Below are 21,128 nucleotides of genomic sequence, written 5' to 3'. Positions count from 1 at the left end.
TTATCACGCCCTATTCAGCTTTTTGAGCTTCTTCAATTTTCTTGATAATGCCCTCTTCTGTTGTAGCCTTACCGATGTCGATTTGACGTTGTTCGGCATAAGTTTTTAACTCATCAATAGACATGCCCTCAAATGGGCTATCCTGTGTATTGTTTTGTTTTTCTGCGACATCACCGATAATTTCTACTAACTTTTCATTTACATGCCCATCTTCCATCTCAAATTGTGCGTCCTTTGGATGCGTTTTACCCTTATAACGCACTGGAACATCAATTACTTTAACTAATTTCATCGACTACCCCTCCTTATGCAATTGGTTGCGCCTGGAATACGTTATTAGCTTCTGGGAATGAAGGAATAGCTGTAGTAGCTGCCTTCGCCCAAGTTGACACAGGATCTAAACCTTCTTCGAAAATCATACCGATTACATTACCAACATTACTTACTTGCTCGTTCCCTTGACGTAAAAGGCGTGATTCTTCAGGTGTTGGGCCATGCAGCGTTTCACCTAATTGAGCATCACCGAACATAACAAATTTATTTTCAGGGAAGTAACGCATCGTCGCATAAGTTCCGTTAGCATTTTGCACACGGTACTTTGAATCATATGTTGCGATTGTAGGTAAACCATGCGATTGCATAAACGCATTTAAGTCAGCAAGCGTGGCAATACGACCGCTATCTTTACCAAATAATGCAGCAATCACTTTCGCGTCGCGTAAAATCTGACTAACAATCGTTGTAGACGTTAGTGCACGTGTCGGCTTTTCATCTAACGCATTTGTCCATCGAGTGATGTCACCAATGATGTCGGCCGTTTCTAAATTCCATAAATCCGTACCTGCTAATGCCTCTTTGTGTTCGTTAGGCACATGGTAATCTACTGTTAACGTACCTCCACCCTCCATTGCAAGTGTTAACTGACCGTTCGCTAAAGCTTGCATACGCATCACTTCTTTTTCAGCACGTACATCACCAACAGCACGATCAATTAAGTTGAACACACGTCCCATTAACACCTGCTGTTCCTGTGGAGTACGAGGGAATTGTAATGCAATTAAATCTTTCTCTTTGATTTGATACTTCTTTTTAATGTAAGCAGCTTCAAGGCCTTGTTCATTGAATTCAACAGAACCAATTTCCGCCTCTGTATCAAAAGCATGAATTTTAGCAGCTACAGGAAGATTACTCGCACCTACTAAATATTCAAATTCAAGCGTGTCATGCTTCACTTCTGGGAAGAGCGTTTCACCTAAAAACGGCGTGATCTTACGCTCCTTTAAATAACTAAGAACTGTTTTATGGTCAAATAACTCTAAAATATCTGGCATATTAATTTTCCACCTTTCGATTATCGAAATTTAATTTCTTTTAATGCTGTTTTGGCTTCAGCTGTTGGTTCTGTGTGTAAGCGTGCTTCTAAAATGTACGCTTCAACAATTAACGAGCCGGGTTGTGGACCATGCGTTACATCGACATCGTTATACAGAATACCTTTAGCTGTGGCGTCATTTGCCGGAAGGACTGTTCCAGCTCGTACAATTTTCTTTCCGTTAGCATCAGCAGCTATACCAGCATCACTAACTGAAGTCGTAAATGATTGCACCTTTGAAGATGCTAAAAAGTTAATACGAGAATAATTGGTTACACCTTTTACATATGGCATGTGTATGCCCTCCTTTTAATTAATTTTATCCCCATGGATTTGGCGAATCCGAACCGACTGCGCCTTTTTCGTTAAACTGTTTAGCAAATGAGCTACCCACGCTTAATTCACCGTCTTTTTCATCACTACCACCAGCAGGATTCCACCCTTTGAATGTAGGTGGTTTCTTTTCTTCCTTTTCAAGAACAAACAAAAAGGACTTTGATTCTTGCAACGATTTAAGTTGCTCATCAAGTCCCTTTGTGACATTACCCTTGTCATCTAATTCAATTAATGTTTTATCGACAAGGCCTGTTACTAGATCAGCGTCATGTACTTTACCAGCTAATGCTAATTTCAATGCAGTGGAGAGTCGTTCATCTTTAAGCTGCTGCTCGTACTGCTCCTTTGCTTGCTTTTGTTCATTTTGAAGCTTTGTAATTTCGGCTTGTAATTCCTCATTACCTTTTGCTTTTGTTTGAAGCTCTTTCAACTGCGTTTCATGCGTTTTCACTTGTTCTTCCAGTGTTTTTTTCGCATTATTTACCTCGTCAAAGCGTTCTTTTGGAATCATCGCTCCAAATTTATTAATAAGAGCGTCAGCCTGTTCTTCACTTAAACCCATTGTTATTAAATCTTCTTTTTTCATTTTATTGCCTCCTAATTCGTTTTTGCAGGTAACGACCTGTTAGGGTAAAACACTTGTTCTTTAACGTCTACAAGCGCTAAAAAGACGAATTTTAAGCATAATAAAAGCACTCAACCATAAATAACCGGTTCAGTGCTCTATTCTTTAAAGTATTCTAAATCTTCCTCGTCCAAATATGGTAATAAATCATAAATTATATACAATTTCTTACCAATCTCATTAACAGTATCTTGTCGGTCCATACCGTGAGCCACGATACTAAAGTTGATATCAGATTGGATATTCCGAAAGTTTTCATCACTTAATTCAAAATGAACGAAGCGACTATCGGTTGTTTTATTTTCCGCATACTTTTCTATTTCAGGTACATGCTCCGCTAGAAAATCATAATCCTCTTTTTTGAGTTTCACTTTGTCGCCTCCTCGAAGATATAGGATTTACTTGAATTAAATTACCCGTTTCAGGATTCACACTTACCTCGCAAGTATTACCTACGTACAGTTTACTTTGATTTGCTCTCTCTTTTACATTACCGTTCAGCAAAGCTTCTTTGATTTCCTCCAGTGACACACCGTTCCTTGCTCGCTTAGTATGAGGATCTACATTCGTACCAAATACACGCTCAATAAAATGTTTCGACTGAGCCTTAATAAGCGTACCATCAGGAGTTGTAATGCCTATCAATTCATTATTGATTCGATTTTTATATAGAATATAATCATCAAATGAAGTAAATGGAGAAATCATATTATTTTCTCGTGATTTTTTGTAATCGTTCAGTAAATTCCATTCTTGGCTATTATTATACTTTAAATTTTGAAAAGCATCCAAAGAATTAGGTCCCTGTTTGCCAATTATTTCTTTCATTTTATCAAATTGAAGTTTATCGCTAATTTTATTAGATTCTTTCTTTTTAGCAATAGCGATTTTTTGTTCCCCGTGTTTATCTACCTGTGTCTGATACCATTCCTCATACTTCATATCACTTGGGACGTAATATGTTTTACCTTCTAAATCTCTTGCAATACGAGTGCCGTAATCATCCTCAAAGTAAGGAGCAGTAGTTGACCTGCACCGTGGATGAAATGGATTGGCTGTAACTCCCGGTTCAAAATCGCTCTGTTTAAAAATTTTGCCGTCTAATGACTGGCATATTTCACTTGTTTTATGGTCAAGCGTTGCAATAATTTCATACTGTTCAACATCTAATTCACCGTAAGCATCCTTTGAAGCTGAAGCACTAAAAAAAGCCTGTTCAGTTAATACTAAACGGCTTGCATTTGAGCGTGATGTATTCATTTTCTTTTGAATTACTGATATAAGCCTGTGTGGGCTCTCACCTTTGGCAATAGAGAGCAATAACTCTTTATGGAGAGTATCAATCAGTAAGCCCCTATCACGCCAAATTTTAGCACTAAACGTCAAATTATCAGCAGTCCACGGTTTGCTTATTATTTTGGTTAATCGTGCTTCATCAAGTTTTTGGAAGGTAAAGCCGACGTTAAAAGCCTTTTGCACCTCAAAAGCCGTATGATAATACTGCTCTTGGTACACTTCTTTCATCAAGCGCTCAAAGCCCTCGATTTGGTCACCATAAAGCCTTTCTACGTGTTGCTGTAATTGTATCCGCAAACCTTCTAATCGTGAAATATGGACACGTGAAGATGCATTTTCGAGCTGTTTCATCCATTGCTGATTAAGTGCGTTCTTTTTGCCGTATTCGATATACTCTTTTACAGTCCACTGGAACTCGCGCAATTCATCTGATTTTAAAAGCCGCTTTGCCTCGTCCAATGAAATCTCATTGTTAGTAGCAAAACGGCTGTACCATTTCAATATGTCTTTTTCAAGTTCGTTTATTGTTTTGATATATGCTTTTTCGAGATCAGCATAATAAAAGATGGAGCGCTTATGCTGGGCATCTTCTAGTGCTTCGAAACGTAGACGCCAATAATTACGGGACTTCTTCGACAATCATCTCAGCCTCCATCTGCATACAGACCAAAGCAAAATAAATGGAGAGAGAAGAAAAATAATTGGTAATAAAATGATAACTAATGCCGTTTCAATATAATCTTTAAACCTCATCATTATCACCGCCTTGTTTCTGTTGTATCTGCATAAAGTGAGCGCCATAACCATCTCCACGCTCAATTTCCAACTGCTGCTCTTTCTTCAATCGCTTTTGCTCTAACTGAACATCTTTTACATAAGGATGCTGTGCAATTTTCGTTTCATTTGAAAGATAAGGAGATTTATCCAACACTTCAACCACTTCTTTTTCATTAATTAAGATGTCGCGATTAAAGACGATATCCAACTTTTCACCTTCAAAATCACCTTGTCCTGTGTTAGCTAGGTGCTGATTAACAAACCAAAGTAATTGCTCAAAAGATGCCTGGAATTCTGTTTCAATTCCGTTTGCATCTAGCTCAATATCGCTGTACATCGACTGGATATTCATTTGATTTGGATTGTTGGCCATACGCTCATCTTTGGCATCGTAGCCACGACCATTTTCAATAAGTGCCTTTTTAAACAGAGTTAGGATAGCTTTGTAGTTATCCGCATTTACTGTAACGGTTAATGTATCAACACCTCCTTTTGCGCCGTCAGCTGAACGAACTTTTACTGCTCCGTATTGGGATAAATTGCGACGGAACTCACCGAGATCTTGTCCATCGTAGTTATGCAGCACCAAAATAGTGTTACGTGCATCCTCTTGCATGTTGTTCTCAAAATCTGAAAGCATGATATTGATTCCATCTTGCAAAGATTTTACACGCCTAATCAATGGAATTTCATTGCTGTTAAATTTAAAAGGAATTAAAGGTACACGCTGCCAATTCACATCAAGTTTTGTTTCACCATCATATACGGTAATATATGCTCGGGATTCGTTCATTACCTCAGGTAACAAACGCCCATTAAACCATTCGTAGTATTCAACGCCATTTGCACTGTAAACTTCTGCTTTTTCAACAATGACTTCTTTATCACCTTCGTAGGCAACCGTTGAATAAATTCGAATTGCAAAATCAACTACTGACCGCTCTGAATCCTTCCAAAATGGAATGATTTCTTGAGGAGCAAATCGTTTAATTGTAAACTCTCCATTTTCATCATAGAAAGGATAAAGCCAACCGATTCCTGTATTTAAAGCATCTTGCCCAACTTGCTTTAATGTTCGGTGGAAGCGACGGTTAAAGATGGTTTCAAGTGCTTTTAAATACTGCTTATTTTCACTCTCTAATGTAATTGGCTTTCCTAGCTGATAATTCACCTTTTGGTCAACGAGCTTGGCGTATTGATTATCTAAAATTTTATTGTTTGGAAGGTTTTCGTTTACTTCTAAGCGGCCACCTTTACCAATTACCTTCCGCTTACGTTTAAGGATTTCTTGGTCACCTTCGTAATAAGCTTCACCCGTTAGCATCCATTTGTGCTTTTCAGATGCTTTAAATTTGTTGATTTCACTTTCTAATAGCTTAATATTGCTAATGATTTTATTAGCACCTGAAGCGATTCTCTCGTTCAATATTTCCGTATCAGTTATAGCTCCCTGGAACGGGAATAAGTTTGTCATGTAATCACCTCTCTTAGTCGAAACTGAATGTAGAAGGACGCATATCTCCTTCAAATGCATAACGCGTAGCATCAATCGTATGGTTATCCTTATCCTCTAAGCGAGGTAATGGATTACCGTCTTTGTCTGTTTGATAATCAATGTTTTCAAATTCTTTCGCAATGCTTGGTGTGCGTAGTGGATCAATGTAAATAGCATCTAAGTCGTCTAGCCATTCCTCACCAAATTCAACGCTATCCGGACCTTTCTTTACGCCGTAAATGCGTGTAATACCTAATTCATCACGCAATTCTGCAATAGACTTTGGTTCGGCACTATCTGCTGCAATACGGTCATTCTGATAGACCTTATCTTTCAATCGCTTAGCCAGTGTACTGTTACTAATTTTCACACCATATATTTCATCAATAGCGTAGATAGCATTTTTCTTTTTATCATAGTGCCAACGAACAAACGCTAAAGGATCCGTAGCATAACCAAAATCGACTGCATTTCGAATGTTATCGAATGAAGCGACCATTTCAGCAGTAATACTACCTGCTTCAATCACAAGGTTATCGAATGGCACAACACCTGAGCCGATTGCTTCGCCACCATACTCCCACCTGTATCGCAATTCATTCCGTTGTTTAGCCGCCTCTGCTTCTTCAATAAACTGCTTCGAAATAAAAGGGTTATCAAGGTACGTAGACTTATGAACAAACGTGTTATCCGGCTGAAATGAGCTCTCATACTTCTTATTTACCCACGACTGCTTTCGCTTAGGTGGATTGTACGTGTAAAAGAACTTATAAAAAAGACCATCGCCCAATTCTCCACGTAAAAGGGAGTTGGTAATGGTCGTTACTTCTTCTTCTGTTTTAAATTCAGCTAATTCTTCAAGCCACGCTAAAGCAAAAGGGAAATTCGCACTCTTTAACGATTTAATACGCGCAGGATCTTGTGCCCCTCGGAAAATCATGTAGTTTCCACGCGGAATGTAAGTAATGCGCATAGGCGACTTATTAATTTTAAAGAGATGGGAAACACCCTGCTCATTAATGGCCCATTTCATTTGCTCGAATATGGACGTTTCAATCGTATTATCCACCTTACGAATTCCTACTGCATTAACTGGATAGCGCATAAGTAGCTGAGTAACGATGTGTGCAATATCCGACGATTTACCACTACCACGACCACCCTTACAGACAACATTTAGGATATCCTTGGCAATCGATGCTTTCCAGACGGGATGGAAGGCTTTTGGGATGAGTTGAGATAGCTTTTTTACTGTCATTCTATATCATCCACGAATACTGGTGTAACGACTGCGTTAACTTCTTGCTTGTCCGTCCACATTGCATAACGTTTACCCAGTAATTCAGCTGCACGAATACGTTCGGTCATTGTCGGTGGCATTTCATCTGTTATAAATTCCTCGCCACCACCGGCACCTACTAATGTAGCCGCACGTGCTTCACCGCGAATAACTGATGTTAGCGTTTCAAGGATTTCTTGCTGGTCAGCTACGCGTTCGGATTTTAATTGCTCCATTCGCTCGTCGATATAGGATTTTACGTTAGCATTAGTTAGCAATCTACTTGCATTTGCCCTTGCCGTTTCATCCTTTTTTATATTCGGATATGCATGCTTGTAGGCTTCACTGCCATTCCCAAGCTCTATATAAGCATCTGCAAAAGCCTGCTGTTTTATTGTTAATTTACGTTCAATCAATGGCATCACCCCATTATGCTAATTGCTTTTTGAAATAAAAAAGTACCCAATTCTCTTTGGGTACTCTCTTTCTACGGAAATAGTTTCTTTGCGATAACAGAACAAATTTTTGCGATTTCACCTGAGGCTTGCGATTGTTTAGTTTCGGCACTTTTATATATAGCTTTGATGAAACTTTCTGGCGTAGTATCGATTGCGGTTATCATTTCACCAGTAGCCGCTACATACTCACTAAATGCTTTTACTAGCTGACTATGTTCTCTTTGTATAAGAACTGGCTCAATAACTTTTGTCAATCGCTTTTCACCTTCTTGCAGTTTAGTTAAGTCTGTTTTATAGCGGCCGATAAGTGCAACAAGATCATTTTCATTATTGATTTTCGTTTCTTTATAACCACCAAAGTTTTTTGTTGCTTCAGATACGATTGAACCTACTTCACCGATTTCCTTAGCGTAATTGATTTTAGTTTGCATCTTCTCACCTCCCACCCCATCATAAACCGAACCTGAAGGAAATAACATGATGTAATTTTGATAATAAAAAGCCACGCTCAAACGAACGTGACTACAGATACATTATTTACTACTCAACAATTTTCGCCTTCTTTATATAAGTTACGAGCTTTTCTCCAACAGAATTAAAGGAATAAAATGCATCCACTTCTTGATTAGAAACATCCGCACTTTCACCATCTACGTCTATGTCAACCGATATATCGGATTCATATTCCTTTTTAATTAATTGTAAATTAACGCATTTTTCTAAGGTTAACGTTATGCTTGTTACATCGGCTTTTTTCGTTGATAAAAAATCTTTTAATTTTTGATTGTACAGCGTGAAATATTTTCTATCACCTCGTGATACGTAGGTGTGCAATAAGGTTAGATTTTCAAAATCAAAATCATAAAATTGCATCAAAGCATTTATACAAATCAAATCTTCGTGCGATGCATCTTTATCAGAAAACACTATTTCGTTTGCAATAACTCCTAAGACTATAGGCGCTTTATTCGTTTGACTTTCAATTACTTTTCTGTACAACTCTAAAACGAAATCTCTTCTTTTTTCTTTTTTCATATACTCTCTTAATTTCTGTTGTTGCCTTTCACTTAAATTATCGCCACTTAAACTTTTCAAAAAAATAGTTAATTTCTTTTCAGCTAGTACATTTAAGATGCTATTAGCAACACTTACAATTTTCGAAGTATCTACGAGCGTTTTAATAATTTCATTATCTAGTATTTCGCTACTTACTCCAGAAATCTCTACTAATTGACTTTTCATGTCGTTAATATCACTTTTAGAAATATTACTCATTATCCTCGCCTCCCACCCAATCATAACTCAAACTGGAAGGCGTTCCCATAACTTATTTTTGCTCTAACTATATTTCAAATACACTACCTCCAACATTTGTTTGTTTTGTAATCACCTCATTGTGCTAGTTGCTTGATAAAATAAAAAAACATCCGTATGGATGTTTTTCTTTCTTACTGTCGTCTATCTAAAACTGTTTTGATATAACCATTGGATACATCTATACCTTTTTTCTTTAGTTCACTATTTAATTTATTAAAGGTGTAGTGTGGATTCTCCTTAAATGTCTTTATAATCTCATCTTCAACATCACGATATTCAAATTTCTTTAAATAATAATTTTTATAAGCGTCATTCATTAGGTCTGAGTTGTTTAGTATTTTCTCATTCATTTCTATTTTGAATTTATTAATGGTTTCTTGTTTTATTTTTTCGCCATGTTCAACTAATTGTTCATAGGTGTAACTATCGTTCCTTGTTTCTGTATTCGTGTCAACAGATTGTTCTACATTCGTAGCTGCATCATCTATTTCATTTCTTTTACTTGCTATTAGCATCGTAATATTTCCCATTTGCGTTGATAAATCTTGCCGCATTGACTCTGATGTTGATTTACTGTCAGAATCCTGCTTTAACGATAGGAAAATAGCAATTACTGCTAATGCTATAGAAGTTGAATTCGCTATGATAGATATTTGAGGGTCCCACTTCTCATAAAAATTCGCTACTAATAACGTCATAATAAATAATAAAATACCAGTTAACCAAACCCAATCACGATTACTCCAATTTTTAAACATATTTATAACCTCCCAGATAATCATAATCCGAGAGGGAACAAATTGGAACATTTTTCTACAAATTCAACTCTCAACAGCACGCACCACCGGGGAATAGCAATACGCACTATTCAAAGCCCTACTCAATCGTAGGAACAACCTTCCCACCACACTCACACGTATTAGCTGACGTCTTTTTAATCGTCTCATGGCCCGTTTTCTGCCTACCAATTTTACGGCTCATAATCTCCGCTGGTCTATCACACTTTTCACACTGCAATACATAATTCATCTCACTCACCCCTTATACACGAAAAAAGCTACCCACGAATGGATAGCTTTACGTCTCGAAATATTTTCCCCTCTGATTTTTATTGTGGTAAAAATTTTAGGGTATTTGTGAGGTTTTTGGCTATGCGCTGTACCTCACGTATAGTATAAAACAAATAATCTCTTATTATGAAACCTTAGACATTTCGGACATAGCGGACATTTCGGACATTTTTTTTGCTACATCATTTAAGATGCGGCGTACATGTCTATCCGTAATCCCTTCAAGCTCTGCAATGTTAATCGGCTTTAATCCCGATAAGCGCCAATGTAATACTGCGCGATCACGTTGCTTTGTAATAACATGCTCCCACTCATCAATAAATGCTACCTTCACTTCATAATCCTTTACCATTCGCTCAGGTAGCACCATTTCATGAACTGGATTCAATGCCTGTCTAGCCGTAGGGTCGCCCACTCCCTGTGCTCTTGGCATTCCTAAATTGTCGTAGTCTTGCACCATCGTATTCTTTTGATCTACGCTGTACGGACTAACTACCGCTAACCCCAATGATGTTTTCATCTGATAGTAACGGTCAACCATTTCGTAAACTTGTACTGCTGTGTATTGTTTTGCCATAAGATTGCCCCCTTATGCTATAATTAGTTGTCACCTAATATTTAGCAAGAGGGAACCGTAGCGCTTGTACTCGCTGCGGTTTTTATTTTACCTGTCTTAAAGGCACTCAACTAATTATAATCACTACCAAATCATAGAATATAACGTAAAGTGATTTAACTTTACAAACACCTCCCTTTAATAAAAGGATCTCTTTTAAATAAGGGATCCTTTTTAATACTAATACATATATTTTTCCATAATCGCCCAAACTCGACTGTATGTAATATCACAACTATATTGACTTGGGGTTTTACCACGTCTCACCAAAATAAATCCTCTTTTCTCGAGGTCAGCGATAGCAACATCTAATTCTGTATCGTTTTGTCGTTGAATTGGCTGTAATCTGAATACACCATTTTGTGATGCTAAGCGAATATACATTTTTTCATCCCCTTAAAAATTCTCAACATAGAATGAACTTTCAATATATATTTTATCCGCAATGTCATTGACCAATTTATTGATAAACAACCATCATCTATTTTGTAATTTCAAGAATTTTTTTGTGTTTTCAGCCCACACTATCCTTGTTTGAATATGACAAAAAAACTGAAAAGGAAGTGCAAGTATGGGTATTTTAGGTGGAAATCCAAAAGATGAACCATTACATTACGGTGAGGTATTTAGTGTCTGGACAGGTTTAGCAACAGCTAATGGCTTAATCGCTGGATACCAAACATTTTATAATCACGCGGGCGATGAAGACCTTAAAAAGATTATTGAAGATATCATCCAAGCTTTAAGGGATGAAGTGAAACCGTTAGAAAAGATACTAAAAATTAATGGCGTTGGATTACCTCCTGCACCACCTGAACGACCAGTAGCAAGAATTGAAGATATCCCACCAGGTGCGAAGTTTAATGATCCCGAAATTAGTGCTGCATTGTCAGTAGACCTTGCTGCTGGATTAGTTGCATGCAGTCAAGCAATGGGCACTTCAACTCGAGAAGATATCGCTTTAATGTATGGTCAATTCCATACAGCAAAAGCTCTACTCGGTGCTAAACTACTTCGTCTTAATAAAAATAAAGGTTGGTTAGTTCCACCACCATTACACGTAGATTATCCAGAAAAATAATAAGTATTTATTAAAGCTTGTTAAAAATTAGTCTCCAGTTTAAAACTGGGGATTTTTTTACAAATTATTTTTAGTATTGTCGGATCGTTTTCCTTGATTTGAATTACCAAATCAAACAACAACTCCCTCAAGCAGAAGCTAATAAAAATCAAGCCTCTGGTCGTTTTCTAAATAACGAAAACAGTACAAATTAAGATTATCCATTCTAAACCGGTATTCCTTTTGCCGGTTTTTTTATTTTCTACCTAATTTCTATTACTTTTCTTATTAGTTACTCACCCAACAAAATAGGCAGAATATTTAGTTTCTTTAAATAACCGATTCCTGAGTTACTTCATACTATATTCAAAAATGGAGTTGGTCTTCATGACAATATGGATTGACGTATCTACATCAAATAATCAATTAATACTTATGGATGACAAAACAATTTTAAAAACTTACCCAATTGCAGTTGGGAAAATGTTGTCACCAACACCTACTGGGATTTACACGATTATCAATAAAGAAGTCCATCCACCCGCACCATTCGGAGCGCTTTGGATGGGTTTATCAAAATCTCATTTCGGTATACACGGAACTAATAACCCTGCTTCAATTGATAAGAATCTCCCACACGGATGTATTAGAATGACAAATCAAAATGTTCAAGATTTATCATCTCTAGTACCACTTGGTACTAGAGTTTCTATTCATAAATAACATTGTTAATCTATCCCTATAGGCATAACAACAAATCCGAGGCGTGCTGTGCTGCTACCATACACCCGTTTTATTTTGCTGACTTGAGTGGTTGCTCAGGTCTTTTTTTCTACACAAAATGATTCAAGACATTATATATTTAATTACTTCTCATGTATCAATCAGAAGCATATAATTTAGGTATTAAAAGATAGGGGATTTGAACATGAAACATAACACATTGCACCACCTGCAAAAAGACCATAATAAACGGGTAATTGATTTCCATAAGAATCACGCCTTAGAATTAGAACGTGGCGAGAATGGAAACGGGTTGCTAGCAAAATGGGAAAGATTTGTCTACAAAAAAGGGAAAGCTTTTTTAAAAGCTGTTAAATAAAGTGTTATTAATGAACTGTTCATTTTAGGACAGTTCATTTTTTTATAAAATGAATTATGCTTTGCTACTCATTTTGCTCAAAATGTATAGCAACTAAAGCCTTTTTGCAATCGCAGCAATTACATTTACAGTCACACTGTTCCCAGCTTGTTTATATAATTGACTATCTGAATTAACTTCTGCAGCTTTATCAAAAGCCCAATCTGGAAAGCCTTGTAGTCTCCAACATTCGCGTGGTGTAAGTTTTCTGATACGATACTCTTCAATAGTCATCGGTTTATGAGCAGTACTTAAACAATGCGACTCACCTTCCGGATAAGTGACATGTGTACCTTGTATAGATGATTTTTTTCCATCAGTTCTAGCTAGGTGAAAACCGTCTTTAGTTTCTCTTAATACAACACCTTGATTACAAGATGTATCTAATGTATTCGCTACTCCTTTTCCAACTCTACCTCGACGAGTTTGTGAACCTGGTACTGCCAAATTGATTGAATCGCCTTCTGTTGCAATGTCGTAACCTTGTTTTGTTGCTTCTTTAATAGCTATACCATGTCTGTCTTGAGCGGTTAGAGTAAACATCGGTTCGCCATCTTCTTTAAACCGTCTGCCGTTCTGTTTTTTTTCTATTCGATCAGGTGTAAGAACAGGTCGAATTAATACACCCGAATTCACACCTTTATGATTTGTTATACCAGCTGTATATCGTGCTGTTAAACATCTTGAAACATCTGTTGTATTAGGCTCTGTGTTCAAATCTATAAATGTATAATGCTCTCCACTTCCACCTTGATCAGTATCAAGTACCTCTGTTAAGCCATTGTTAATCGCTTTACTTGTTCCACTGATAGGAAATACTTTTCTGGTACTTCCTCCTCTAAGATGTCCGATAATGAACACCCGTTCTCTGTTCTGTGCGACGCCATAATCCTTGCTGTTACATATTTGCCATTCTGCATCATACCCCAATTCATCAAGCGTGTTGAGGATTGTTCTGAAAGTGTCCCCGCCTTGGTGATTGAGTAACCCTTTGACGTTTTCAAGGAATAAATAGCGTGGTTGGATTTGTTTAGCTGCTCGGGCAATATCGAAGAACAATGTTCCGCGAGTGTCATCAAATCCTTTTCGTTTTCCAGCGATACTAAATGCTTGGCATGGGAATCCTCCACAAATAACATCGACTGTTCCTCTAAATAATCGAAAATCGTCGTCTGATACAGTTGTAATGTCATGTGCTGTCCACTCCCCTTCTGTATTATGAATTGCTTCGTATGATTTTCGAGCGAATTTATCCCATTCAACATATCCAACGCAGTTGTGACCGACAGCTTCCATACCTAAACGAAAGCCCCCAATCCCTGCGAAAAAATCTAAAAAATTTATGTTGCTCACCTACTTTTTTCACTTCACATAATTGTTCAAATGCTTAGTAATTTTATTTAATAAATCGATCCAAAATATAAATAAGATAATCTACGAAAATATGAATTCGTTTCTTCATCAAACCGCCTCCACCTTAACCTCTGCCCTCGGCTGCATCGCGTAAAATTTACGCACCACCAGCTCCACAATTTGTGCATCATCCACCCAGATAATTTTGGAACAACCATCTTTAATGCCCTTAACTAAATTATCCAAGTCAGGCTTTTTAATTGGTCGCATTTCACCACATGCCATTCGTGCTAATTTCGGCTTTGTTTGGTCTGCTTTTGGTGGTACGAGATAAACATCCACCTCTAGCTTTAATGGACCTTGTAGTGGCTCCTGTGGTTTGTTATCCCATGCCACAACCTTTACTAAATCTTTATATGCTCTCGATTTAGGAGCATCATGTGTACGTACACCATTACCAGCTCGACTAAATCTCGGTCGTTCTTGCGCCTGTGTTGCGCCTGGTATTGTAAATTGAATCATTGCCCTAACCCCCCTCAAACCAATTGCTCCTCAATTTTATATATCCCATCTACATAAAAAGGAACGCCACCTTGCAAATGAATCCGTAAATTATGGCACTCGTAGTTGCAGCGATAATGATGGATAGCGATATCTGCTTTTGTTGTTACACCTTTAAATGCATAGACATGGTCCTCAAACTGTATAAATCTCGCTGGAGCACGGTAGTTGTCGTAAATAGCTGCATTGTTCTCATATGATGGTGTCATGCATATTCCTCCCTACGCCACCTGTTGCAATGGCTCGTTACTATCAACCAAATGCACACTCGGCTCTAATTTGTTATAAAAATCCCCTGGTGTTGTATGACGATTGTGCATCGCAATAACATCGTCCTCGTCATAACAAATTGTTTTGCAAAACGGTGTTTCCTCGCCTGGCTTGTACCAAAAAATGATGGCTAATGGTGATACACCATTAAAGCCCATTAGGATTGGTTTCATTTTGACTCCTCCAATCGAGAGCGCCTATGCACCCTCGTTTTCTTGTAAAAATGCTTTAAACTGCCCGAAACGCCCCTTTGCATGCTCTCTGCGGTAGCTGGTCGCCTTATTTTCAACTGGCTGCATTATCTCAACGATGCGGTCATTTGAACGTTTACCAATCTGCTCCGGTAAATCCTTCGGAGCCATGTTGCTTGTGGCTAAAATCGGCTTATTACGGCGGTAGCGGTTGTCGATGATTTTAAATATCGTTTCCTCCACCCAATCACTAGTTTTTTCAGCACCTAAATCATCGATAATGAGTAGGTCGCAAATGGATAATGCACGTAATATTTGCTCTTCACTCTCTTTATTATTGCGGTTGAACGTAGCTTTAATTTTGCTAAGTAAGTCAGGCATCGATACAAAGACCACGACTAGCCCCTTTGCTCGTAATGCGTTATGGATAGCTGCCGCTAAATGCGTCTTACCATTGCCAGGCTCACCCCAAAGGAGCAAACTCTCGCGTCCAAAAGTCTCGAACTTGTCCACGTAATACTGTGCGATTTTATAAGCATTTCCCGCCCCTGTCCGCGATTGAAAGTTATCGAAAGTAGCTTGTAAATAACGCTCTCCCACTTGACTGATGCTAAAGAGCTCGCGTACTTCACGTTCGCGCTGAAAGTTTTGAAATTCCTTTTGTTCAGCGTCAAAGGCCTCTACCTCGCATTTGCACTTGGGTTGCACCATGCGTTTCGTACCTAATACGTCTACCTCAATAGCTGGCACTTGCTGATTACAAATAGGACAAATTTTATAAGGAGTAGTTGTCTTGTTCTGTTCCACCAGGCGATTGACGACTTCGTGGATTGGATTCATTTCGTTTCGCTCCTTTCTTTTGATTAAACGCTGCATCATCTCTTTCGACTTCTGCTAAAGTGGTAAGACGCTTTTTTTGCCAATCTATTAAAATACCTTCCGTGTATCGTAGTGCTGTTGCATTTGCTAATGCGGTACGTTTCATTGCCTCGATGATTAGCTCGTAAGAATATTCGTTTTCCCAATGAATAATCGTTTCAAGTTCAAATGGCGATAAATTGAAGCGAACATTTTCTTGGAAGAAGGTGATTATGCTCACTGGAGGCGAAGGCTTAGTAGCAGTAGTAGAAGATCTTTTAAGTTCTTTATCTTCTTCTATATCTACTTCTACTTCTATTCCGTCACGTGACGTCACGCTAACGTCACTCGCTAATTCTTGTGACGCGTCATTTGGTGCTTGCAAAGCTTGTTGTTTCTTGCGTTCACGGTATTTTCGATTACGTTCAGCAGTTTGCAATCGGACTTTCTCCATGCCGTCAATATTTTGGTGCTTCTCCCAATTGCTAATGCAAATACGCTCATTTTCATCAACTTCAATCATTCGATAACGTTGTAAAACTTGTATTGCATAGCGTACTTTTTCGAGTGGTCTGTTAAAGATGATTGCCATTTCTTCGATGTTCATCGGTATATCTTCAGCGATCATAATGTAACCGCTACAATTCACCTTTCCGGCATAGGCGAGAAGTTTCACCCAAACGACCAAGATGCCATCGCCCTCCGGCATACGTTCGATAATTTTAATTTTTTCATCATCGAACATGTCCGTTTTAAGTTTTATCCAAGTGATTTCAGCCATTGCCCTAGCCCTCCTAATTAAGCCCTCGATATTCTTTCAATTTGCTAATTAATAAACGACATTGTTCTTCATCAAACATCGCGATGTGCGCCTTTTCTGGCGGTAAATCCATAAGTTTTTGTATCAAACGATAAGCTCCACTACGCCCCATCTTGCGGAATTTGCCCTTCCACAGTGGGTCGAAAATTGAATGTGCTGTCATATGTAGTGAGCGTAATTGTTTGTTAGCTAATGTACCAAGTGGCGTTTTACCTTTCCCATGCGTACCGACATAAGCGTCACACGGATAACAAACATATACGTTCGTGCCATAATCCTTGCCGTAAAATTGTTTGGTGCTTACAAACTCGACTTGGCCTGTGCAGTACGGACATTCCATTTCCATGAGTAACCCTCATAATTGGACGGGGAAAAATCCCCTGTCCTTTATGCTGTTGCTGGCTCTAAATTAGCCAAATAATCAATCACTTTACTCGCTTGCGTTTTGGTTAAATCTTTGCGGTTTGTCCCACTCGGAATTCCCATTACATCGAGTGCACCGTTGTAAATAACCGCCATTTGGTCTTTGTCTCCACCTGCACAATTGGATAGTTTAGCGTTAAGTGCCTTTAATTGCGGCTCAGTGATTCCGTTGCTTTGCTGTGGTGGTGCTGTTTGATTCTGCTGTTGGTATTGCGGTAGTTGGTACTGCTGATTTTGATATTGTGGCTGTTGGTATTGCTGGTTACTACTGAATGATGCGCCCTCGCCATCGTCATCTACGTCTGATGTGATGCCGAAAATTGCTGCTAAGCTGTAGCGCTTAAGGTATGTGATAACGCTCCCGGCTGCTTGTGCATCTTGTTTACCTGGCGTTGCAAAGATTGGGTCAGTCTCGATAAATTCGCCGCTTATGTGCATAACAAGTGTTTTAATACCAATGCGAGCCTCATCATTAATCGGAAATTGCATAAACGATAAACCGTGCTTGCTTGCAGTCTCAGTGATTGCTTGCACTACCCCATCCAACGTCACGTATGTTGATTTAAAGTGAGGATTTTTACCGTCTTTTGTCGGCTGTTTAACCTCGCCCTGGAATGTTGCTAATGCTTTTGCCAACTCGATAATTGACTCTGATTTATTCATCAATCCGACACCTCGACTTTAAAGGAAACTGACGGAGGTTTTACCGTCACACCCGGCACGCGCTGACCATCTGAATCAACGACCACTAATTCGCCATCAGATTCGACCACACTGAGTGTTTTCTTCAACTCCGCCCATTTGAGTGACTCGGTTGTTTTGACCTCTACAACGTCAATTTCGTTAGATTTGGCATACTGGATTAGCGCCTGCTCGTCCGCTTTTTCGGGTGCTGCTTTACTTGATGTGGATTTAGCTACTCCATATGGTGTTTTGATGGATTTTGCTTTTGGATCGTCTGCTAATACCGTTGCATGATACTCTGTAATTTTTTGCGTAAAATAAGCTAAATCATTTTCGTATTTTGCCAACTCGCTAAGCTCATATTTATCGATACGTTCTCGCTCGGCTTGCGCCAATGCTTTAACATCATTTACTTTCGCATGGATAGCGGACATTTTGCGAAATGCCCAATTTAATCCGTTTAAATCAGTGATTACATAAACTCGACTTTCTTCACCATTTTGCTCTAGTTCAAATAATTCTTGCTCCTGTAATACGTTCATTTAAAGACCTCCTAAACAATGTTTTTAATTGATATTTTTAGGCTCATGCTCTAAAATGAAATAAATTATTGTGGCATGAGCCTAATCTTAACCGCTGCTCGTAACAGCGGTTTTCTTATGCAATGATTGGATAATTGTCGTGATAAACTTCGATTAAAGTAATTAGTTGCTCGTAACAACTAACACCTAACCGACTGTCATCTAAAAACTCGCAAACTTCCTCGATATGCACAAAAATTTCATGCTCATTTTCACCGAATACGTAATACTCCTCACCCTTAAACACTTGGTGACCTTTCCAGTCCAATAAAACTGGCGCTGGTGCATCATACAAACCAACAAACGTTTTACCTACACCACTGTACGTTGTGTTTTCAATTTCCAACATCATGCGATTTCCTCTAACCAGTTAGATACATCACTAGTGACCATGAAAATTTTTACGCCATTCAGCATTACATAAGCACGACTGATTTTTGGTGTAACCTCATTAATTACTAAATGACTGATTTTTTCTAATTCACTATGATCCCAAATCTGAATGCGAGCCCCTTGTCTTTCATCGCAATCCACTGAAAGTACTGACTCAAGTTGGTATTGTTCAATAATTGATGCTGCGTTTTTTAACCCTTCTATCATTGACATAAAATCACTCCTCATTTTTTGTATGGGACGAATCCCATCAAGCAACACATAGTCAATGGCCTAGCCGCACTTATTTTGGGAGGATGCGGTCTGCTATGTGCTGCTTGACGAGAGCGAGTAAAGTTAACTCGCAATGTCAGTTAAAATTTGTTATAATGAATCTACTAAACTTGTACCGACCGTTAATCGTTCCCGCGATTAGCGGTTTTTTATTTGTCTGCCACTGATTAGCAACCTTTGCTGGACTGATAACTTGTGCCAGTTGAACAACCATTTAAGCATGTAAACCTCCATATCCGACTGCTAATGCATAAACTGCGAATACACCAACAATCAAAAGTAAGATGATAACTGCCTTATCAGAATCCGATGCCTTCGCTTCTTCTAAAAAGAAGAAATCACGCACTTTCTTGATCATCCCTTCCATCTCCTTCTATTACATAAAAAGCTGTGTAGCATCTACCGTTGTTATAAATGCCGGAATTAATGTGACCGCTTGTGATGCCTGTGCAAAAATATCAGCCCCAAACATAATCATCGCTGCTTGCATCTCGCTGTTTGTCGCACGTACCCAACTCATGAATGTTTCTAAATCGATTACCTTACGCCCCGTCTCATATTTACTAATATGCGATTGTGTCATATTAAGCTTTTGAGCCATTTCCGTTTGCGTGATGCTAGCGCGCTCGCGGAAATCTTTTAAATGTCTTGCAAAATCAGTTGCCATAATTTCTACCTCCCTTCAATATTCCATTTCCGACTAATCCATTTCCGACTAGTCGACTGTGGACTTTTAATACTATCAAGTACCAAAATCGGATATATTTAATTAAGCAAGTTAACTTGCTATTGAGCTATTGCCCTAGCTCTTTTTACTGCCGATTGCCCTCGGCTATATGGTTCAAAGCTATCGCACCTGCCCGTGCATTATTTTTTTAGCTTGGCCATTCATTTAACATGATTTCTCGGATAGCGTTACGCGTTTCTTTAGCGAGCCAAACACGTTTGCCCCGTGCTTTGCCTCTGCGTTGCCATCGTAAAATCCGAGGATCATGTAAAAAATATTCTTTTAACATATCTTCTTTGAATTTTGTAATACGGATTAAATCCTCAATCTCGTAAACGAGTGGTTCATCGAGATTTTCAATTTCCTCGTTAATCGGATTTTTCTTCATATAACACCTACTCCTCGGAAAAAATTCCACACTATCATTTTCAGAAAGGCGCTGGTGTGGCGCCTTCTTTACTCCACTAATTTAAATTGCGCTTGTTTATTAGCCGCCTCAATATCGATTGCAAGTGTTGTATCTGGACGCCACATAGCAATAAATTTTACCCCTTCATCAAATCTCTCCCTTGGTAATTCTGTTGAGCGAGGTAAAATAAAGTGCTTTTTAAAGTCACGCCATAGTTGCGCGAAAACTTTACGACTTAGTTTTTCGTAAGCTAATGAGCCATATCCGCCAAGTTCTTGTAAAACCTTCGACTTACCTTGTTCTTTTAATGCGTACTCTTGGCGACCATCGATACGCATTGTGCCTTTTAGTAAATTGACATCTTGTTGTATCGTTTGTATTTGTTCACGCGTTTCTAGTGCAGCTTTTAAAGCTAAAGTGATCGGATCCTGCAGAAGTTGTTTTTGCTGTATCGTTTCCTCCATTTCGTTGAAACGGTCAATGTACTTGACTGCAAATTGTGTACCTTTTCCACCTGTCATACGTGTCCCATATAGTTCACAGCCTTTTTTCGTTAAAAGAAAACTGGGTAATTCCTTGTTTTGACTATTTGTATAAGATGATTCAATGAAATAGGACTGGGGTAAAATCCCCTCTCCTAATTGAGTGCTGATACGGCGTAAATCTTTCAATACTTCGTTATGATCTCGCCCTACCATCTCCGCGACTTCCAAACTTGTAATGTTTCGTAATAATTGATTCAT

32 protein-coding genes are annotated in these 21,128 nt (G+C 38.5%); 3 read left to right on the top strand and 29 right to left on the bottom strand.

The annotated features are described in order from the left end of the window. Positions 1-10: 10 nt before the first annotated feature. The 14 genes from LZ480_RS07705 to LZ480_RS07640 form a co-directional block, all read right to left on the bottom strand. Positions 11-292 (bottom strand): hypothetical protein, encoded by a 282-nt coding sequence (locus LZ480_RS07705; protein WP_241368831.1) that lies wholly within the window; start codon positions 290-292, stop codon positions 11-13. Positions 293-305: 13 nt separating this feature from the next. Then, positions 306-1,331, bottom strand: coding sequence for a major capsid protein (locus tag LZ480_RS07700; protein ID WP_241368830.1), 1,026 nt, complete (start codon positions 1,329-1,331; stop codon positions 306-308). Between the two features lie 20 nt (positions 1,332-1,351). Beyond that, on the bottom strand, positions 1,352-1,666 hold the full coding sequence (locus tag LZ480_RS07695; RefSeq protein ID WP_241368829.1) for a hypothetical protein: 315 nt from the start codon (positions 1,664-1,666) through the stop codon (positions 1,352-1,354). Positions 1,667-1,691: 25 nt separating this feature from the next. Further along, entirely contained in the window at positions 1,692-2,294 is a 603-nt protein-coding gene (locus LZ480_RS07690; RefSeq protein ID WP_241368828.1) for a phage scaffolding protein, read from the bottom strand. Positions 2,295-2,431: 137 nt separating this feature from the next. After that, complete coding sequence (locus LZ480_RS07685; protein ID WP_241368827.1) at positions 2,432-2,704, bottom strand: hypothetical protein; 273 nt, start codon at positions 2,702-2,704, stop codon at positions 2,432-2,434. Continuing rightward, complete coding sequence (locus LZ480_RS07680) at positions 2,679-4,268, bottom strand: minor capsid protein (RefSeq protein WP_241368826.1); 1,590 nt, start codon at positions 4,266-4,268, stop codon at positions 2,679-2,681. The genes LZ480_RS07685 and LZ480_RS07680 overlap by 26 nt, the downstream gene beginning before the upstream one ends. Before the next feature lie 103 nt (positions 4,269-4,371). Further along, positions 4,372-5,880 carry a phage portal protein gene (locus LZ480_RS07675; RefSeq protein ID WP_241368825.1) on the bottom strand — a complete coding sequence of 503 codons (1,509 nt, stop codon included), beginning with the start codon at positions 5,878-5,880 and terminating at the stop codon, positions 4,372-4,374. 13 nt (positions 5,881-5,893) lie between these two features. Next, the gene (locus LZ480_RS07670) at positions 5,894-7,159 is read right to left on the bottom strand and encodes a PBSX family phage terminase large subunit (RefSeq protein ID WP_241368824.1); all 1,266 of its coding nucleotides are present in this window, start codon (positions 7,157-7,159) and stop codon (positions 5,894-5,896) included. Next, positions 7,156-7,596: a terminase small subunit gene (locus tag LZ480_RS07665; RefSeq protein ID WP_305037312.1), complete on the bottom strand. Its 441-nt coding sequence runs from the start codon at positions 7,594-7,596 to the stop codon at positions 7,156-7,158. The genes LZ480_RS07670 and LZ480_RS07665 overlap by 4 nt, the downstream gene beginning before the upstream one ends. A gap of 71 nt (positions 7,597-7,667) precedes the next feature. Next, a complete protein-coding gene (locus tag LZ480_RS07660; RefSeq protein ID WP_241368822.1) occupies positions 7,668-8,069 on the bottom strand; it encodes a hypothetical protein in 402 nt (133 codons plus the stop codon). 109 nt (positions 8,070-8,178) lie between these two features. Then, the gene (locus tag LZ480_RS07655) at positions 8,179-8,913 is read right to left on the bottom strand and encodes a hypothetical protein (RefSeq protein WP_241368821.1); all 735 of its coding nucleotides are present in this window, start codon (positions 8,911-8,913) and stop codon (positions 8,179-8,181) included. Between the two features lie 173 nt (positions 8,914-9,086). Next, positions 9,087-9,713 carry a hypothetical protein gene (locus LZ480_RS07650; protein WP_241368820.1) on the bottom strand — a complete coding sequence of 209 codons (627 nt, stop codon included), beginning with the start codon at positions 9,711-9,713 and terminating at the stop codon, positions 9,087-9,089. Positions 9,714-10,149: 436 nt separating this feature from the next. Continuing rightward, positions 10,150-10,602 carry a hypothetical protein gene (locus LZ480_RS07645; protein ID WP_241368819.1) on the bottom strand — a complete coding sequence of 151 codons (453 nt, stop codon included), beginning with the start codon at positions 10,600-10,602 and terminating at the stop codon, positions 10,150-10,152. 219 nt (positions 10,603-10,821) lie between these two features. Next, positions 10,822-11,025 (bottom strand): hypothetical protein, encoded by a 204-nt coding sequence (locus LZ480_RS07640; RefSeq protein WP_241368818.1) that lies wholly within the window; start codon positions 11,023-11,025, stop codon positions 10,822-10,824. Positions 11,026-11,212: 187 nt separating this feature from the next. Here LZ480_RS07640 and LZ480_RS07635 point away from each other — a divergent pair, with 187 nt between their 5' ends. The 3 genes from LZ480_RS07635 to LZ480_RS07625 all read left to right on the top strand — a co-directional run bounded on the left by LZ480_RS07635 (position 11,213) and on the right by LZ480_RS07625 (position 12,803). Next, entirely contained in the window at positions 11,213-11,722 is a 510-nt protein-coding gene (locus tag LZ480_RS07635; RefSeq protein ID WP_241368817.1) for a DUF3231 family protein, read from the top strand. A gap of 366 nt (positions 11,723-12,088) precedes the next feature. Then, positions 12,089-12,424, top strand: a complete 336-nt coding sequence (locus LZ480_RS07630; protein WP_241368816.1) for a L,D-transpeptidase — start codon at positions 12,089-12,091, stop codon at positions 12,422-12,424. Positions 12,425-12,629: 205 nt separating this feature from the next. Continuing rightward, positions 12,630-12,803: a hypothetical protein gene (locus LZ480_RS07625; RefSeq protein ID WP_241368815.1), complete on the top strand. Its 174-nt coding sequence runs from the start codon at positions 12,630-12,632 to the stop codon at positions 12,801-12,803. Positions 12,804-12,896: 93 nt separating this feature from the next. On the opposite strand, the gene dcm is transcribed toward LZ480_RS07625, so the two are convergent. The 15 genes from dcm to LZ480_RS07550 form a co-directional block, all read right to left on the bottom strand. Beyond that, entirely contained in the window at positions 12,897-14,186 is a 1,290-nt protein-coding gene (dcm, locus tag LZ480_RS07620; RefSeq protein WP_241369161.1) for a DNA (cytosine-5-)-methyltransferase, read from the bottom strand. Between the two features lie 117 nt (positions 14,187-14,303). Next, positions 14,304-14,717, bottom strand: a complete 414-nt coding sequence (locus LZ480_RS07615) for a RusA family crossover junction endodeoxyribonuclease (protein ID WP_241368814.1) — start codon at positions 14,715-14,717, stop codon at positions 14,304-14,306. A 14-nt stretch (positions 14,718-14,731) separates the two neighbouring features. Next, positions 14,732-14,965: a hypothetical protein gene (locus tag LZ480_RS07610; RefSeq protein ID WP_241368813.1), complete on the bottom strand. Its 234-nt coding sequence runs from the start codon at positions 14,963-14,965 to the stop codon at positions 14,732-14,734. Positions 14,966-14,977: 12 nt separating this feature from the next. Further along, a complete protein-coding gene (locus tag LZ480_RS07605; protein ID WP_241368812.1) occupies positions 14,978-15,199 on the bottom strand; it encodes a hypothetical protein in 222 nt (73 codons plus the stop codon). Positions 15,200-15,223: 24 nt separating this feature from the next. After that, a complete protein-coding gene (locus tag LZ480_RS07600) occupies positions 15,224-16,024 on the bottom strand; it encodes an ATP-binding protein (RefSeq protein WP_241368811.1) in 801 nt (266 codons plus the stop codon). Beyond that, a complete protein-coding gene (locus LZ480_RS07595; protein WP_241368810.1) occupies positions 15,993-16,856 on the bottom strand; it encodes a phage replisome organizer N-terminal domain-containing protein in 864 nt (287 codons plus the stop codon). The genes LZ480_RS07600 and LZ480_RS07595 overlap by 32 nt, the downstream gene beginning before the upstream one ends. Positions 16,857-16,869: 13 nt before the next feature. Next, positions 16,870-17,241 (bottom strand): zinc-finger-containing protein, encoded by a 372-nt coding sequence (locus tag LZ480_RS07590; RefSeq protein ID WP_241368809.1) that lies wholly within the window; start codon positions 17,239-17,241, stop codon positions 16,870-16,872. 41 nt (positions 17,242-17,282) lie between these two features. Next, entirely contained in the window at positions 17,283-17,981 is a 699-nt protein-coding gene (locus tag LZ480_RS07585; protein ID WP_241368808.1) for an ERF family protein, read from the bottom strand. Next, positions 17,981-18,544, bottom strand: coding sequence for a host-nuclease inhibitor Gam family protein (locus LZ480_RS07580; RefSeq protein ID WP_241368807.1), 564 nt, complete (start codon positions 18,542-18,544; stop codon positions 17,981-17,983). Before LZ480_RS07580 ends, LZ480_RS07585 begins: the two co-directional genes overlap by 1 nt. A gap of 115 nt (positions 18,545-18,659) precedes the next feature. Next, on the bottom strand, positions 18,660-18,935 hold the full coding sequence (locus LZ480_RS07575) for a hypothetical protein (protein WP_241368806.1): 276 nt from the start codon (positions 18,933-18,935) through the stop codon (positions 18,660-18,662). Further along, a complete protein-coding gene (locus LZ480_RS07570) occupies positions 18,932-19,189 on the bottom strand; it encodes a hypothetical protein (protein ID WP_241368805.1) in 258 nt (85 codons plus the stop codon). Before LZ480_RS07570 ends, LZ480_RS07575 begins: the two co-directional genes overlap by 4 nt. A gap of 274 nt (positions 19,190-19,463) precedes the next feature. Continuing rightward, a complete protein-coding gene (locus LZ480_RS07565) occupies positions 19,464-19,607 on the bottom strand; it encodes a hypothetical protein (RefSeq protein ID WP_241368804.1) in 144 nt (47 codons plus the stop codon). Between the two features lie 18 nt (positions 19,608-19,625). Then, positions 19,626-19,916, bottom strand: a complete 291-nt coding sequence (locus LZ480_RS07560; RefSeq protein WP_241368803.1) for a helix-turn-helix domain-containing protein — start codon at positions 19,914-19,916, stop codon at positions 19,626-19,628. 208 nt (positions 19,917-20,124) lie between these two features. Then, positions 20,125-20,364 (bottom strand): hypothetical protein, encoded by a 240-nt coding sequence (locus tag LZ480_RS07555; protein ID WP_241368802.1) that lies wholly within the window; start codon positions 20,362-20,364, stop codon positions 20,125-20,127. A gap of 68 nt (positions 20,365-20,432) precedes the next feature. Further along, complete coding sequence (locus LZ480_RS07550; protein ID WP_241368801.1) at positions 20,433-21,128, bottom strand: Rha family transcriptional regulator; 696 nt, start codon at positions 21,126-21,128, stop codon at positions 20,433-20,435.

Source organism: Solibacillus palustris (assembly GCF_022549215.1).
Taxonomy (GTDB): Bacteria; Bacillota; Bacilli; order Bacillales_A; family Planococcaceae; genus Solibacillus; species Solibacillus daqui.
The sequence above is the reverse complement of the archived record's forward strand: the minus strand, read 5'-3'. Positions and strand labels throughout refer to the sequence as shown.